Origin of the sequence: Pectinatus cerevisiiphilus, from assembly GCF_004341685.1 — a bacterium.
Taxonomy (GTDB): Bacteria; Bacillota; Negativicutes; order Selenomonadales; family Selenomonadaceae; genus Pectinatus; species Pectinatus cerevisiiphilus.
The window spans coordinates 130,872-147,279 of sequence record NZ_SMAA01000002.1 but is presented as its reverse complement, the minus strand read 5'-3'; the positions used below and the strand labels follow the sequence as shown (position 1 = coordinate 147,279).

Annotated in this window: 11 protein-coding genes and 1 riboswitch; of the genes, 1 reads left to right on the top strand and 10 read right to left on the bottom strand. The window is 37.0% G+C overall.

Annotation, left to right across the window (positions count from 1 at the left end):
• Window positions 1-61: 61 nt before the first annotated feature.
• The 10 genes from EDC37_RS01810 to EDC37_RS01765 form a co-directional block, all read right to left on the bottom strand.
• Window positions 62-925 (bottom strand): LysR family transcriptional regulator, encoded by an 864-nt coding sequence (locus tag EDC37_RS01810; RefSeq protein ID WP_132547322.1) that lies wholly within the window; start codon window positions 923-925, stop codon window positions 62-64.
• Between the two features lie 320 nt (window positions 926-1,245).
• Window positions 1,246-2,802 (bottom strand): citrate lyase subunit alpha, encoded by a 1,557-nt coding sequence (gene citF, locus EDC37_RS01805; RefSeq protein WP_132547320.1) that lies wholly within the window; start codon window positions 2,800-2,802, stop codon window positions 1,246-1,248.
• The gene (locus EDC37_RS01800) at window positions 2,799-3,707 is read right to left on the bottom strand and encodes an aldolase/citrate lyase family protein (protein WP_132547318.1); all 909 of its coding nucleotides are present in this window, start codon (window positions 3,705-3,707) and stop codon (window positions 2,799-2,801) included. Before EDC37_RS01800 ends, citF begins: the two co-directional genes overlap by 4 nt.
• Entirely contained in the window at window positions 3,704-3,982 is a 279-nt protein-coding gene (gene citD, locus EDC37_RS01795; RefSeq protein ID WP_132547316.1) for a citrate lyase acyl carrier protein, read from the bottom strand. The genes EDC37_RS01800 and citD overlap by 4 nt, the downstream gene beginning before the upstream one ends.
• 122 nt (window positions 3,983-4,104) lie before the next feature.
• On the bottom strand, window positions 4,105-5,274 hold the full coding sequence (dcuC, locus tag EDC37_RS01790) for a C4-dicarboxylate transporter DcuC (RefSeq protein WP_424449979.1): 1,170 nt from the start codon (window positions 5,272-5,274) through the stop codon (window positions 4,105-4,107).
• A 479-nt stretch (window positions 5,275-5,753) separates the two neighbouring features.
• On the bottom strand, window positions 5,754-8,021 hold the full coding sequence (locus EDC37_RS01785) for a hydratase (protein WP_132547312.1): 2,268 nt from the start codon (window positions 8,019-8,021) through the stop codon (window positions 5,754-5,756).
• A 151-nt stretch (window positions 8,022-8,172) separates the two neighbouring features.
• Window positions 8,173-9,027 (bottom strand): DUF6282 family protein, encoded by an 855-nt coding sequence (locus EDC37_RS01780; RefSeq protein ID WP_132547310.1) that lies wholly within the window; start codon window positions 9,025-9,027, stop codon window positions 8,173-8,175.
• Window positions 9,028-9,041: 14 nt separating this feature from the next.
• Window positions 9,042-10,340 (bottom strand): MFS transporter, encoded by a 1,299-nt coding sequence (locus tag EDC37_RS01775; RefSeq protein ID WP_243642156.1) that lies wholly within the window; start codon window positions 10,338-10,340, stop codon window positions 9,042-9,044.
• Between the two features lie 407 nt (window positions 10,341-10,747).
• Window positions 10,748-11,950, bottom strand: coding sequence for an L-lactate MFS transporter (locus EDC37_RS01770; protein WP_132547306.1), 1,203 nt, complete (start codon window positions 11,948-11,950; stop codon window positions 10,748-10,750).
• A gap of 80 nt (window positions 11,951-12,030) precedes the next feature.
• Window positions 12,031-12,114: riboswitch (ZMP/ZTP riboswitch) on the bottom strand.
• 156 nt (window positions 12,115-12,270) lie between these two features.
• The gene (locus EDC37_RS01765; protein WP_132547304.1) at window positions 12,271-13,326 is read right to left on the bottom strand and encodes a nicotinate phosphoribosyltransferase; all 1,056 of its coding nucleotides are present in this window, start codon (window positions 13,324-13,326) and stop codon (window positions 12,271-12,273) included.
• Window positions 13,327-13,720: 394 nt separating this feature from the next.
• Here EDC37_RS01765 and polA point away from each other — a divergent pair, with 394 nt between their 5' ends.
• A complete protein-coding gene (gene polA, locus EDC37_RS01760; protein WP_132547302.1) occupies window positions 13,721-16,360 on the top strand; it encodes a DNA polymerase I in 2,640 nt (879 codons plus the stop codon).
• Window positions 16,361-16,408 lie beyond the last annotated feature (48 nt).

Genomic DNA, 16,408 nt, shown 5'->3' with positions numbered 1-16,408 from the left:
AAATAAGAACTTCTAACAGCGAACGAAATCGCTGCCAGAAGTTCTTATTTTTATTATTAGATCATAATGTGTATTTTTTCACAAAGTCAACAAATAATTTAACGATTGGTAAATCATTATTAAGTTCACTATAAATCATCCATGTCTTTCGTGTAATCGGTTCACCCGATTTTTCCACTATAGGTAACTTATGTAATACATTATCATGCTCTTTAATAATATGCGCTGGTAATGGTGCATACCCTAAGCCATGGACTACCATTCGTTTGCAATTCTCCAAATTTGACACATGCATACTTACTTGGGGCGGTTTTTTAAAATTCTCCCGCCACCATTTATCAAGCTGTCCCTTCAATAAATAATCACTGTCATATTCTATCCGCGGCAATTCAGGTAAATCGCTTATAGAAAACGGTTCCCGATAAGCAATGCAGACAGGCTCTTCAAACATAAGGTGTTTATTTTTGCAGCCGCCATAATCTATACTGGTAAAACCAATCTGTATTTTCTGATTGTAAAGTAAGGTAAAAATATTTTTGCTCCAGTTTGTCTCTACACTATATTTTACAGCCGGATACCTCTTTTTAAATTGTTCGAGCAGCGCCGGCAATACATACATTGTAAGATAGTTCGACGCACCTATTTCAAGTGTACCGGCATTTTCACTAAAAAGCTCCTGTACTTCGTTTTTTATATGCCGCATCTGGTCTATCATCTGTGCCGCTTTTTCCACAAGGTATTCGCCCTCTGGTGTAAATTGTATTCCCCTCGTACTGCGGTGGACAATGCGGACATTAAATTCACGTTCAATATGCTGTAACCGGGCAGTCAATGCGGGCTGCGACATATATAAAGCCTGTGCAGCTTTAGTTATATTTTTTTCGCTATATATCTTCTGTATTATTTGCCAATCCCGATCTTCCATTTAAAACTCAACTGCTTTCAAATAATTTACTTTAATTTTATTTTCGGTATCATAGCGGCAAATTCCTGCTTTGGTATAGAAGTACCGTCTAAACCACCATGCCGAAACCCACTCCTATAGAGAATTGCAGCCATATTTTCCCTTTCCATATACCAACCAGAAAATGGACTATCTCTTTCTTGGCATTACAAAAAAGACTGTTGCCAAAACAAATCTCGTTACATACTGCACTGCCTAATTTACTAATATGTATCCAAGCCGTTTAAAACAACAGTCAATTTTTCACACCAGTCTTAAATTTGCAAACCTAAAGCAATACATCAAACCAACGGTTTGCGGATCACATCCAATATACTGCCATCTCTATATTCTACAACAGCCACAATATCTTTATCAGCATCACTCAGCTGCACTTCATCAGGTTTACCCACGAAATCATAAGCCATCTGCTGCAATTTTTCAATTTTCATTATTGGCAGCCCGCTATTGCTTAATTTTTCAATGAGATCTGTCCGCTTAGGATTGATGGCAATGCCCCGTTCCGTGATGATTACATCGACATCATTTCCGGGCGTCACAACATTTTGCACATGATCCCTAATCATTGGCAGCCTGCCCCGAATCAGCGGCATAACAATGATCGTCAAAGCTGCACCAGCGGCCGTATCACTATGTCCCCCCGACGCGCCCATACATACGCCATTGGAATCAGTAATAACATTTACATTAAAATCAAGATCCACTTCCGTCGCACTCAATATTACCACATCAAGGTCATTGACAATCGGCCCCGCGTTCCACGGATTAGCATAAAAAGAAGCTGATATTTCAATATGGTTAGGATTTTCCGCCAATGATTGCACAGCCGTTGTATCAAAGGTCTGCGCATCATAACATGCTTTAAATAAACCATCCTTGAGCATTTCAGAAAATATACCTGTAACTCCACCTATGCCGAAACTCCCCGTGATATTTTGTGCTTCCATCTTTTCACGGATGAACTTTGCAGCTGCCAAAGAAGCTCCGCCACTTCCCAGTTGCATGGAAAAACCTTCCTTAAGGATACCTGTTTTTTCCATAACTTCAGCCGCATATTTAGCAATAAGCAGTTGTGTAGGACTTTTAGTAATACGAATAGCACCAGAAGCAATCCCCGCAGGATCACCGATTTCTTCGACAGGGACGATATAGTCAACCTGTGTCTGCGGAATACTGTACGGATGTACAGGTTCATCCACAAGATTATCGGTGATCAGCACGACATTATCCGCATATGCAGCATCAATCATCGCATAACCCATAGAACCAAATGCAGACTTGCCGATACGTCCCGTAGCATTTCCCTGCCTATCACATGTCGGTGCAGCCATAAAAGCAACATCAATATGCAGTTCACCTGCTTCAATAGCTCTGGCTCTGCCACCATGTGAACGTATTATGGTAGGTTTTTGCAAAGCTTCAGGATGCCTTGTCAAATATTTACCTAACTGTCCCCTGAGTCCGCTCGATTCCAGTGCCGTCACTGTACCATCCTTAATATAATCAATCAGAAAATCATGGCAGGGACTAAGCGAACTGGCCGCAATAGTAATATTCTTTATACCTTTGGCAGCAATGCGTTCCACTACCATTTTCATCACATAATCGCCATTGCGCAAATGATGATGAAAAGAAATCGTCTGTCCATCTTTTAGACCGGTCTTTTCTATTGCTTCATCAATTGATTGTAAAATTTTATTTGTATGTGGTTTGCCCACACGAAGCTTTTTACCAGCGCCGGATTTTTCTGGTTTATAAACGCCTGCGCCTTCGTAAAGTCTTATATTATTTATTCCCGAAATATGAGCCGGGATATCACGTCCTATTGCATTTTTCATATTTCTTCCCTCTTCTTTTCAACATCAATCCCCGCGGCTTTTGCTTGGTCGACAATACGCTGTGCCCTGACAACAATTGGCCCATCAATCATTTTACCGTCGACAGCCAATACCCCTTTATGGTTCTTAAGCGAATCTTCAAAGGCTGCAAGGACTTTAAGTGCATGTGTCAGTTGTTTATCATTTGGTGTATAAATACGATGGACTGCCGTTATTTGTTTTGGATGAATAACAGACTTGCCGTCAAACCCCATGTCACGGCTGTTTGTCACTTCACGTTCAAAACCTTCCATATCCTTTACATCAGAAAAAACGGTATCCATACATTGAATTTCTGCATCCCGTGCCGCCATTAATATTTGCGAACGTGCATAATAAAGTTCAATGCCTGTTTTCGTCCGTTGCGTTTTTAAATTGGCTATAAAATCTTCGGCGCCTAACGCAATCGCAATTAAACGTGGCTGCTGACAGATTTCTCTAACATTATAAAGGCCTTTAACGCTTTCAATCGCGCCGATAATATTTATGGTGCCTTCCGGCCAGCCATTTTCTTTTTCAACCTTTTCTATCTCATCAGTTATCAGTTGAACCTCGGATACATCTTCCACTTTGGGTAAACGTATCATATCAGGTTTTGATGGCAATATTACTTTCAAATCGTCCATGCCAAAAGGAGTTTGTGTGGGATGGTTTATTCTGACAACCGTTTCCGAATGAAATTTAAGTGTTTTTAAAGCATTGGCCACAAGATGCCTTGCCGTATCTTTTTCCGTTATGGCTATTGCGTCTTCCACATCGAACATAAGACTGTCCGCTCCATAAATATCTGCTGAATTAATCATCTTAGGACTGTTCCCGGGGACAAACATCATTGTTCGACGTAATCTCGTTTTAGGATCATTCATTGCTTCATACCCCTTTCAAGTGCTGCAATTGTCCTTGCCTTTATTGTATAATCCCATGCCCCTTTATCTAGTACATTAACCTGAACATCAAAAAAGCCTTCGGCTGTTACCGTATCCTTAATCAATGCTTCTATATGCCTGCCATATTGATTTTTTACAGGTGATTGTAGGTCAATTACCACTCCGCTACCGTTTTGCAGTGGAGAAACTTCGACCACAAGATCATTTTTTTCTTCAAATCCTGCCTTAGCAGATTTTGCTAATATTTTTGTCATAGCGTCTTCTCCTCATATAACATCTCTATAATTCTAAAAATGTATCTTTAATTATTATAAATTCTAATAATAATTAAATAAAATAACTATTTTTTATCGTCAATGATTCATATTCTTTTATCTCACTCTATAAATAACATTATTACCATAATTGCCAAGGTAGCTATTATCATCCCTGGTGCATTTCTTTTTGCTGTTTCCATTGGTGAAACACCTGCTAAGGTAGCACATATTATCATCCCCCCTGCTACCGGTGACATCGTCCGACCTAATGCACCAGTAATAGCAACTACACTTCCCATACTCATTGGTAAAATACCAAAATCTGCTGCATGGATAGTTACCGCTTTGTTAAATGCAACTGCTGCAGCATCACCAGAACCACTCATAACTCCTAATAAAAATGGGCCTATCGCCGAACTTATTTTAGCAACTGATGGTATATTTATCATTGTCTGAATTAATTGCTGAATAAGTCCAATTGAAGTCAATCCATTAACAAATACAAGCGCACAGATAATAATACCAAAAACTGAACCAAAAGAATTACCTGCGCCTTTCCAAAATTCTTTGGAAATATCCTGTGGGTTTTTTCTTGTTATCAAGAATGCACAAAAGACACCTATTATCATTGCATGTGAAATAGATAATGGTTTAAAAATAGGAACTATATTCATACTTCCTAATACAAGTATCACAATAGGAACAAGCGGTACAATTGCGTGTGATAGTTTTACATGGAAATCTTCTGTTTGCTTAACAATCTCTCCTTGTAATTTATAGCCTTTGTCCTCATGATGTATTTTAGCCACTACCCAAAGGCTCATTGCTCCAATAACTCCACATAACAATAATGGATAAAAATGGTTAGCTACCACTGCTACTGGATTAGAATCAGATACACTCACAATCAACGCCACCTGCGGATAACCAGGATTAAACATAGCACCATAAGTTCCCGCATAAATAGCAGCACCGGCAATAGCTGGATGAATGCCCGCTGCTATCATAAGCGGTATTAATATTGCTCCCACTGCTGCAGAACATCCTGCTGAACTAGTAATCGATATATTTATAAAAAAAGTGACAAGCACTGCTGCCGGTATAAGAAAAGTTCCAGCTTTGCGCAGTGGCTTTATTAAAAGATTTATCAAATGTTTATCACATTCAGTCAATTTCATTACCATGGCAAATCCCATAACAGCAATAATTGATTCAAATAATTTACTTTCTAACATAGCATGAGAAAATGCCTGCATTGTTCCCATTGGATTTCCACCAATAAATGTCATTAAAAGACCTGAACAAAATAATACTAATCTTGTTTCATATCGTTTTATTAAACAATATATCGTTCCTATTACAATTAAGATTCCTGAAATAGTCATTAATATCACAATTATCACTTCTTTCCATAGAATAAACAATATTTCAAATTTTATGGTTTTATTACTTTGGAAGATCATTTATATTAAGATGGTTACTAATAATAAAATCTAACCAAAACAACATTTAAACCCTAAATCCAATAGTCCTTAAGTAATGATTTTCGCAAAATTTTAATATTCACGACAAATGCACGTATACAAATTTTTAATATCTATGCATTTGTCGTGCTTTTAATATCCTAACCTATTTAATATCAATAAAGACTTATGTTGCTGTTACTATTCTTTTAAACTCTCTGCTCTATTTAAAATATATCTTAGAACACATTATCTCTAAATCTATTTTCGGACTTCAATAATTACTAATATCCTTTTAGTAATTATTATTCATGTTTGGCATAATGGTTTATAAGGCATCCCGATAGTAAAATTTCCCGTTCAGAATGTGAAAGATTGCTCAAATACAATACAATTTTTTCCGATTCTTTTTCATCATGCCATATAATACCATTAATTGATTCCATTCCTTGGCTTAATGCTTGTTTTATACCTTTAACATATATCTGATCATTAAGTCTTATCTTATTTATATCTTTTCCAGCAATAGTAAATGGCACTATTCCCCAATTAATCAAATTACTACGATATCTTTTAGTTGCATAATCAACTGCAATGTTGGCATCCGCACCTAACACTCTTTGACAAGATGCAGCTTGCTCCCTAGCAGAACCATCACCAGGTTTTATCGCAAATATAACACTACCTATCCCTGTGTTTTTTATATCTGGTCCATCTTGTAATATTTTAGGAAAATATTGTTGTACTTCATTTAGGGAAATATCATCAGTTAAATATTTCTGCCGTATATTTTCTATTTTTTGTACTGCTTTTGCATTTTTAACATATTCGGGCACCTTACGTGATAATGTAAACTCAGCAAGGCGTAACGGATTAGATCTATATGATGAAGTTTCCCCCGATGGAATAAGTTCATCAGTTGTGGTTACAGCGTCATGGATAACCGCACAAACTTTAAGCAAAAGATTTTCTGGCATCTTTCTTATTTTCGGCCAAGGGACAATATTAGGACCAGAAATTAATTTTTCTTCAATATGTTTATGTAAATATCCATTATATATTTTATGTTTATATACTGTATCATCGAAATTATATTCTGGAAGTTCTTCTATTGAATCTGTAGCTGCTGTCAGATACCCTCCGTTTTTTGCCGTTTCTGCAATTGATCTAGCATCCATTAATGCAACTGAAGCGATCTGATTTTCATTAGGCTTAGAACCTTCTCGATTTGGAAAATTTCTTGTCGTATGCCTTATACTAAATCCCTGATTAGCTGGCACATCTCCCGCACCAAAACATGGTCCACAAAAAGCAGTACGAATAGTAGCTCCCGCTACAGCCAAATCTTCTATTGCATGCTTTTTCAATAAATCAAGAAAAATAGGTTGGCTAGCCGGATATACACTCAGTGGGAAATCTTTTACTGAAGCGCCTTTTAAAGAGCTTGCTGCGTTCATTATATTTTCAAATGTTCCCCCTGCACAACCAGCAATGATACCTTGATCTACTTTAAAACGACCATTAACAATTTTGTCTTGTAAACCCAAATTAAGTTTTTTATTAGCTAATTGTTCTTTAGCTGTCTTTTCCACTATATTAAGAATATCAGCTGTATTTTCATTAACTTCATCAATAGTATAAATATTACTCGGATGAAAAGGCATGGCAATCATCGGTTTTATTTCTGATAAATTAATTTCCACTGCGCCATCATAATAAGCCGTATTACCTGGTCTTAATTCTTTATAATCGGCTCCGCGCCCATGTATTTCAAGGAATTTCTTCGTCTTACTGTCTGTACACCATATGGAACTCAAACAAGTAGTTTCCGTAGTCATGACATCAATACCATTCCTAAAATCCATAGAAAGATTTTGTATACCAGGGCCAACAAATTCCATAACTTTATTTTTTACATAACCTGATGCAAAAACCTTACCGATTATGCTTAAGGCAATATCCTGTGGTCCTACTCCAGGACGAGGTGTTCCTTTAAGGTAAATTGCGACAATCTTAGGATATTGTATATTATATGTGTGGCTTAATAGTTGTTTTACTAATTCACCACCACCCTCGCCTATTGCCATTGTCCCCAATGCGCCATAACGAGTATGGCTATCCGAACCTAAAATCATTTTCCCGCAACCGGCATACATTTCACGCATAAATTGATGTATTACCGCTTGGTGTGGTGGTACAAATATACCTCCAAATTTTTTTGCTGCTGAATAACCAAAGATATGATCGTCTTCATTTATAGTTCCACCCACAGCGCATAAACTATTATGGCAATTAGTGAGTATATAGGGAATAGGAAATTCTTTTAATCCACTTGCCAATGCAGTTTGTATAATTCCCACAAAAGTTATATCATGAGATGCTAATGCATCAAATTTAATTTGCAAGTCTGCCATCGTATTACTAGTATTATGTGTTTCTAAAATGTGATATGCTATTGTATTTTTATATGCTGTTTCTTTTTTCCCATCTACCTTACTATCATCTTTTATTTGTTCTTCAGGAATTAATTGTTCCCCATTAATTAGGTAGGCACCGTTTTTAAAAATATTCATATGTATTCTCCCCCGTATAATAAATTTTGCTGACAAAATCTACCAATTTACAAAACCCATTTTAGATTTTCTGTAAAAATCTTGTTATTAATGATTCCATAGTTCATCTTCCATCTAAACTTTATTATCATTAATACCTATCAATACATTTTTAAAATAATCCCAAAAGCTTTGCTGAATATTCTTTAGTCATTTTATCAACAACATTTTTAGGAATACCATGATCAAGCATAAATCCGATACTTTCCGCCAAAGCTTCACTCCATGCAGGATTTTCAACCTGTCCTCCATCTGTAGCCAAAATAGTACTTTCATAACCGACTTTATTTATAGCATCAAGATTCTTCTCAAAATTTTTTTTATACTTTTCTCCTGGAGGTCGTGTAGCATAACACCGTTCAAAGAATACTCCATATTGTGATAATTCTTTTTGTTCATCTATAGACATATTTATAGACCACCACTCTGGATGATTAACTATTATCTTTTTCACTCCTATTTTTTTTGCTGCCTCAACTACTACAATATTTTCTTCAAATGACAAATGCCCTGTGGCTAATATAACATCTTTTTTTGCGATTATTTCTAGAATTTGTGCTAATTTGGGTAAAATTTTATTATTTTTTACAGTTACAATTCCATCACTTTTACCTTTTAATTTTCTTTCATGAAAAGAATCAGCTGTTGGTAGCCATATAATTTTCGCCCCCATATCAATTGCATTATTTACGGCCGCCACATTCAATCCTCCGACATAAGAATTTAACACAATACCACCAAAAACATGTATCCCAGGAACAACAAACTCAGCTATTTTAGCCCTATCCATTGTGGGAACTAAATGTGATTTAATAACAACAGCTTTCGCTTTAACTCTCAATGCCTCTCTAGCTAATTCTATATCATTGATGCTTCTAAGACGTACATCTGGATTGGTATGTATATGCGTGTCAATAACGCCTTCCAAAAGTTCTGGGATACGATCTTTTTCAACACTATAATCCATTTTCATTTACTCCTTCAGTAAATCATTTTTTGCATTTTTTCCCGTTTTTTATTATAAAAAAATGCAAAAATAGATGCTAATACCGCTATAATCACAGAAATCATCACTAAAAACCAAATACCACGATATTCTAAGTTAAATCCACCATCTTTAATAGCGAAATTTACTGCCATATATCCGCTGTATGACAATGAAGCTGCACCAATGAATTGTGTTATAGTATTGGCTACTCCGTTCAAAGTTCCTGATGTTTCAACGGACCACGTTTCAGCAATTACAGTATTTAATATTGATAGTAAATTTATTCCTGTTCCAAGAATAAATGCTATTACTACCAAAATAACCGCAGAAGTAATATGCAATGTTAAAAAGAACGAACAAATAAGCGTTATACTAAAACTAGCTATTAATATTACTATACGTGAAATATTATATTTACTCAGTAACCAATCTGATAATTTTCCTACAAATGGTGGACCAATAATTCTACCAGCAACATAGAAAGAAGCTATTGCCCCACCAGCAATCATTGCTTCTGCCTTACTCATATTAGCCATTTCCTGATAAAAAGTAGCTGCATAAAGCGGAAGCCAACTTGGAATTAAACGCAAGCAAACAGTAAATCCCTGCCAAATCAATACAAAAATCCAAAAAGACGGATTTTTTAAAGCAGAAAATATAATTGTTTTATAATTATTCTTTTGGTGCACAGATTTATTCTCTTTTGTTATTTGAGTATCTGTCTGATCCGTATATAATTCGGTTGGATCAGAACGCAACAATCCATATGCCACTATTGCAATCACTAAAATTATTATTCCCATAATAAAAGTAGCTGCATGCCATGAACTCATACCAAAAACAGTTACACCTTGATTTAAAAACAACGCCATAATCGGTAATAACAAGAAAGACCATACTTCACCTAGTCCACCACCCGGTCCAGAAAATAAATTCATTGCTAAGCCACGCTGTTTTTTACCAAACCAACGCCCAATAACCGCAACACAAGGTACAAAAGATGCTCCGCCAACAAATCCTAATAAAGCTCGCACTACAACAGCCTGATGATAATTATCCGTAATAGCAAATACTCCCATAAGTATCGCAGTAATAAACACACCGCATGGTATGATTTTTCTACCACCGAATAAATCAGTCAGACTTCCCCAAGAACTTTGACCTAATGCATATGCATAAAAAAATGCAGCCCCCAGAACGCCAAGTTCAGGTTTACCAATTTGCCATTCTGTCATTAAGTAACTTGCTATTCCAGTGTAATTTAATCGTACAAGATTTGCTGAGGAATACACTAAAATACAAGTGATTAAAATTATCCATTTGTAATTTTTTTTCACACAATCTCACCACAACTTCCTGTCAATTTTTAAATTTCCATATTCTTATGAATTTGAATTGATAAAATATAACGTTATAAAATTCACCTAGTCTTTAAATATGAGTATAAAGCAGGACAAATTATCTGTAAAATCAAAAAAAAATATTTATTACCATAAGAAAAACAAATTGTATCATATTTATTATTAATTCAATACAATTTTCTGAAGATAGTGTTAAATAATATTATTTTTTTATTATTTTATTTGTAAATATATCTAATCGAATCTTCTTTTATATGAAAAGGCACAAAAAAGACTATTTCCAGCAATATACCAGGAAATAGTCTTTTAATTTTTACAACAAGAACGCTTTTATACTTTTATACTTTTCTCTTATCTAATGATGTTCCTTTATATTTTAATACCATTGCTACTATAAAATTCAATATAAAACAGCCAGCAAAAAATTGCAACGTCACTGCATAGCTATTAGTGACTTCACGCAACCATGAAACCAACACCGGACCTACAATTCCAGCTATTCCCCACGCAGTCAAAATTCTCCCATGGATAGCACTAAGCTGGCGTGTACCAAATATATCGCTCAAATAGGCAGGCATACAGGAGAACCCACCACCGTAGCATGTTATTATTATAAAAATTACAAGTTGAAAAAGGAATTCATCTGTTATTGCCGCCAGTTGCCAAAAAGCAATCATTTCTATGATAAAAAACAGCGCATACGTCATACCGCGCCCTATGTAATCCGATACAGTGGACCAAAATATTCTTCCCAAGCCATTGAGTAAACCGATTATCCCCACCATCGATGCAGCTGCCGTTGGATCCATTTTCACCACATCCTGCGCCATGGGTGAAGCCACCGCAAGAAGACCTATACCACAAGTTATATTCACAAAAAAGATCCACCACAAAGCACCGAACTGCCATGTATGAAACGCCTGGCTTGCCTTTAAACCTTTTTCATTTCTTTTTATTACATTCTTTCCTGCTGCCGTTTCAACCGGCGGTTTCAAATAAAGTGACGATGCTGCTATAATCACCATATAAGCGCAACCCAAAAATAAAAAATTATTTACCAAACCATAATGGGCAGCCAAATATTGCATGAGTGGCCCGGCAATGAGGCTGGCAAAGCCAAACCCCATGATGGCAAGCCCTGTGGCAAAACCACGGTTATTAGGAAAATATTTTACTAAGGTTGATACTGGCGTAATATACCCTGTGCCAAGCCCAATACCACCGATCACACCATAAAAAAGGTAGAGTAACGCCAAGCTGTGCATACTAATAGCCAAGGCAGTCCCGAACATTCCAGTGCCGAAGAAAACCATTGCAATAAGCCCGCTTTTTCGCGGTCCACATTTTTCTACAAAGCTGCCTAAAAATCCGGCAGACATACCCAAAAATAAAATTGCTATAGAAAAAGCCCATGTAGTTTCCTTTAACGAAAGCCCCATCTGCTGCATTATCGGCTTAGTAAGCACACTCCATGCGTATACGCTGCCAATACAAATATGTATACCAACTGCTGATAAAGCGATAAGCCACCGATTCCTCATAATATATCTTCTCCTTTTTATAAAACATCAAAGAGAAATATTACAGCAAAAGCGCATAAAAAAACCGCCTGAGCTGATACTTCTCCTGCCCAGACGGTCGGCTTATCACTATAATGCAGTCCATGTGGTCATTTCCACACAATCCGTCAGTCCTGCATTACATATTCACTTTTATATATTGTATTATATATAATCATTGTACTTATAGTCAATAGGAAAATATCCCCTCAAGTGAAAAGATCATCACCGAATGCATATATAACCATAGCTATTAACAAAATAATAAGCAAAAAATCGCCAAATCCGATCACATCTATCGCCTACAATTCCACATCTTCAAGACGAGCATTATCCATATAATGACGTCCTGTTTTAGCGCACGGTTTACCGTCAAGCAGAACAACATCCGATGTAAAATCCACATTAGTGGAAAAAATATTACTGCCAACTGCATAAATATCGACAGGCACTTTATTTTGTTCAAATAAACGGATACGTTCCGGATTGAAACCACCTGATACTATTATTTTTACGTGTTTATATCCTTCACGGTCAAGTGCTTCACGCACATTACGGACAAGCTGTTCATTGACGCCAGTCGGTTTAAAATGCCCCATCTGGCCAATAAGTGATACATCTACCATTTTATCAGAAGTATCCAGCCTTACCCCTTCAAGCCTATCACCAAGTTCACGAGCCAGAGCCAAACTCGTATTTACACAATCATTATTGAAATCGACAAGTGCTATACGGCTGATTTTAGGATCCATATATTTATCGAAAGCCCTTGTTGCCGCTAAAGTATCTCCGCCAAAAGCAGCGATCAATGCATGTGGAATAGTGCCCGCAGCTTCAATACCCCAACACATAGCATTGGCCGGTGTTGAAACATTGCTCATGCCGCCCACTTTAGCCGCATAACCGTCACCTTCCTGTACCGTATAATCATCAAAGCGCGACGGGAAAAATAATACAGGCTTGCCATTAGCTGCTTCAACTGCCCGATGACAGTTAGTAGCGATTTTAGTACGACGGGCCAATATACCAAGATAGACTGTTTCCAAATGTATAAAATCGGCTAAATTACCTTCAATTGTCATTATTGTTTCCCACGGAGCGATCATATCCCCATCATGAAGGGCTCTTACCTTCAATGCTTTAGGATTATACGAGCACTGCTTTATCAAAGCAATGACTTCATCCATACCACAAAGCATTGCGTAATCGCGCTGAAAGACCTGTACTGTGACATGCGCATCTTTGCCAGCCTGTTCAAGTATGTTTTGGGTACGTAAAAAATAAATATCGCTGTAAAACCCCTTTTTAATTTTTTCTACCGGGAAATCAAAAGAATCCGGATCCAGCCTTTTTTTCATCAGATTGCCTCCCAAAATTGTGGTATATGCACAGTATTAAAATATCTATAATACTAACATTTATTTTCAACAGAATTAGTACTGTGTGTTATATATAATCTGCTGCTTATCTGCCGTACAATGCAAATGCATTGAATATTATAATAAACTTGCGTTTATTATAATATTTTTAAACTCTATTGTCCACACAAAAGATATTGCGGGCTTTACTGGCTTCTCTCAACAGTTCAGCTATACAATAATTGGAATCACCGCTTAAATATGATATATTTTATATTAGATCTATGTTTATGTAAAAAATTAACATATAAGTACCCAAAAAAGCTTTTTTTCGCAAAACAGTACGCAAGGAATTACCGCTGCAATTAAAAAATAATTTTTACAGGAGTATCACATGAAATACAAAAACAACCGATTTGTCATCATCGACGGAAGCAGCCTGATGTATAGAGCATTTTTCGCCTTGCCGCTTTTAACAACAGAATCTGGTAAATACACTAACGCCATTTTAGGATTTAGTAAAATGACGTTAAAATTACTCGACGAATTACAGCCGCAATACGCAGCTGTTGCTTTCGATAAAAGCCGCCACACATTCCGTACCGAAATTTTCAAGGAATATAAAGGTACGAGGAATAAAACACCTGATGAACTTATCAGCCAAATTCCTTTACTCCATGATTTTACCGATGCTTTAGGCATAAATTTCATTGAAGTGGACAACTATGAAGCCGATGATATAATTGGTACGCTTGCTACCAAGGCTGCCTCTGACGGATTGGAAACATTGGTAATAACAGGAGACCACGATGCCTTACAGCTCATTCGGCCGAATTTAAAAATAGTTATGACCAAAAAAGGAATCAGTGAAACAGAAATTTTTGATGATGCTGCCTTTGAAGCAAAGTATGGTATCGAACCTAAACGATTAATCGACCTAAAGGCACTTATGGGCGATAAATCCGATAATATTCCTGGGGTTTTTGGTGTAGGTGAAAAGACTGCCTTAAAACTACTCGTAGAATATAAAACACTAGACGGAATCTACAAAAACATTGATAAAATCTCCGCTAAAAAATTAAAAGAAAAACTCACCACCGACAAAGAGATGGCCTTTCTTTCGTACAAATTAGCTACAATCAATTGTGATATGGATTTATCCTTCACTACAGAAAAATATATGATAAAACCTGATATGACGCAGTTAAAATCTTTTTGTGATGAATATGAGTTAAAAAGTATCTGGCGTTTTATAAACAAACTTTACAACGAAACCTCTACTGATGAAAGCGGTACACAAGAAAATAATTGTGCTTATACCACAGTCGACCAAACCTCAATTGCCGCTCTAATAAAACAAATAAAAACAACGGGCAGCTTTGCTTACCTGCCTGTTTTTTCGGGTAAAGTACCGCATATAAACTGCCAGGGGCTAATGATTGAGCACCCGGAAAATACTTCGACTGCTGTCTATATTCCTTGCTTGCCCGAATATTCCAGTTATATTAAAGAACTTTTCAATGATACTGCTATTACCAAAATAACATATGATCTGAAAAACACACTGCATTGTGGCTATTCTCCTACCGGAAAAACAATAGATATCCTCTTAGCCGCGTATATGCTTGACCCTGCCGCCAATAATTACACACTGAGCAGTCTATCGGCAAAATATCTGGATAAAGACCTGCCACCATATGATTCAAAACAGGAAACGGCTTCACTGCCCAAAGAGGCTGCCTATTATCTTAACATGCTTTCTTTGACAAAAATCACTGATATCCTCATCCCTGCACTACACGACAAAGAGCTTTATCCGCTCTATGAAGACACAGAGCTCCCACTGGAAGAAGTACTTGTCTCAATGGAAAATTACGGTGTCTATATCAATAGCAAAAAGTTAAAAAACATGTCTGCAGATATTGGCAACACCATTACCGATCTACTCAGTGACATCTATCTTCTTGCAGAAACTGAGTTTAATGTCAACTCGCCGAAACAACTTGGCGAAGTGCTCTTTGACCATCTGCAACTGCCCGTCCAAAAAAAGACCAAGACAGGTTACTCGACAAATGCTGAAGTATTAGAAATACTACGTCCTTTCCATCCTATAATTGATAAAATTCTCGACTACCGCATGTGGAGTAAATTAAAAAGCACTTATTTAGATGCTATGTATGAACTCATTGATAAAGATACACACCGCATCCATACTACATTCAATCAAACTGTAACCGCGACCGGCCGCCTGAGCAGCTCCGATCCTAACCTGCAAAATATTCCGGTCAGAACCGACGCAGGGAAAAAAATTCGCAGTCTATTTGAACCAGCAGAAGACTACTCACTTTTTCTGTCCGCGGATTATTCCCAAATAGAACTGCGTATTTTAGCGCATATGTCTGGTGATAAAAACTTTATTGAAGCTTTTAATCTTGAACAGGATATACATGCCAGAACAGCCTCGGAAGTATTCGGTGTACCACTTGATGAAGTGACACCTGAGCTTCGTCGCCGCGCCAAGGCTATAAATTTCGGCCTTGTCTATGGTAAAAGTGACTACGGACTTGCCCAAGAGCTGCATATTTCCCGCCAAGATGCAGCTGATTATATCAGCAACTATTTTACCAAATATGCCGGTGTAAAAAAATGTCTGGATACCATAGTCGAAGAAGCACACCAAAACGGCTACACCACAACATTGTTTGGACGGCGCCGCTATCTGCCCGGAATAAAAAGCAAAAACCACAACATCCGTATGCAAAACGAACGCATGGCCATGAATACGCCAATCCAAGGTACTGCTGCCGATATTATCAAAATGGCTATGATTGCAACATGGCGAAAAATCCGTGAACAAAAATTAAAAAGCCGCATACTACTGCAAGTACACGATGAACTGGTAATTGAAGCTACTACAGATGAGATTCCAATATTGAAAAAAATCTTATTTGCAACCATGCAAAATATCGTTAGCTTGAAAGTCCCCCTGACCATAGATATAAATACTGGTGCAGATTGGGCACAAACTAAATAGTCTTGCCTAGTTGGCTGCAAACTATAATTAATCCCCTACCCAAAGGCT

What these genes read in the sequence shown, in the direction of transcription:
- citD (WP_132547316.1), bottom strand. Translation starts at nt 3,982, where the DNA reads ATGACAAAAATATTAGCAAAATCTGCTAAGGCAGGATTTGAAGAAAAA.
- EDC37_RS01770 (WP_132547306.1), bottom strand. Translation starts at nt 11,950, where the DNA reads ATGAGGAATCGGTGGCTTATCGCTTTATCAGCAGTTGGTATACATATT.
- EDC37_RS01780 (WP_132547310.1), bottom strand. Translation starts at nt 9,027, where the DNA reads ATGGATTATAGTGTTGAAAAAGATCGTATCCCAGAACTTTTGGAAGGC.
- citF (WP_132547320.1), bottom strand. Translation starts at nt 2,802, where the DNA reads ATGAAAAATGCAATAGGACGTGATATCCCGGCTCATATTTCGGGAATA.
- dcuC (WP_424449979.1), bottom strand. Translation starts at nt 5,274, where the DNA reads ATGACATTTATTGGTGGAAATCCAATGGGAACAATGCAGGCATTTTCT.
- EDC37_RS01785 (WP_132547312.1), bottom strand. Translation starts at nt 8,021, where the DNA reads ATGAATATTTTTAAAAACGGTGCCTACCTAATTAATGGGGAACAATTA.
- EDC37_RS01810 (WP_132547322.1), bottom strand. Translation starts at nt 925, where the DNA reads ATGGAAGATCGGGATTGGCAAATAATACAGAAGATATATAGCGAAAAA.
- polA (WP_132547302.1), top strand. Translation starts at nt 13,721, where the DNA reads ATGAAATACAAAAACAACCGATTTGTCATCATCGACGGAAGCAGCCTG.
- EDC37_RS01765 (WP_132547304.1), bottom strand. Translation starts at nt 13,326, where the DNA reads ATGAAAAAAAGGCTGGATCCGGATTCTTTTGATTTCCCGGTAGAAAAA.
- EDC37_RS01800 (WP_132547318.1), bottom strand. Translation starts at nt 3,707, where the DNA reads ATGAATGATCCTAAAACGAGATTACGTCGAACAATGATGTTTGTCCCC.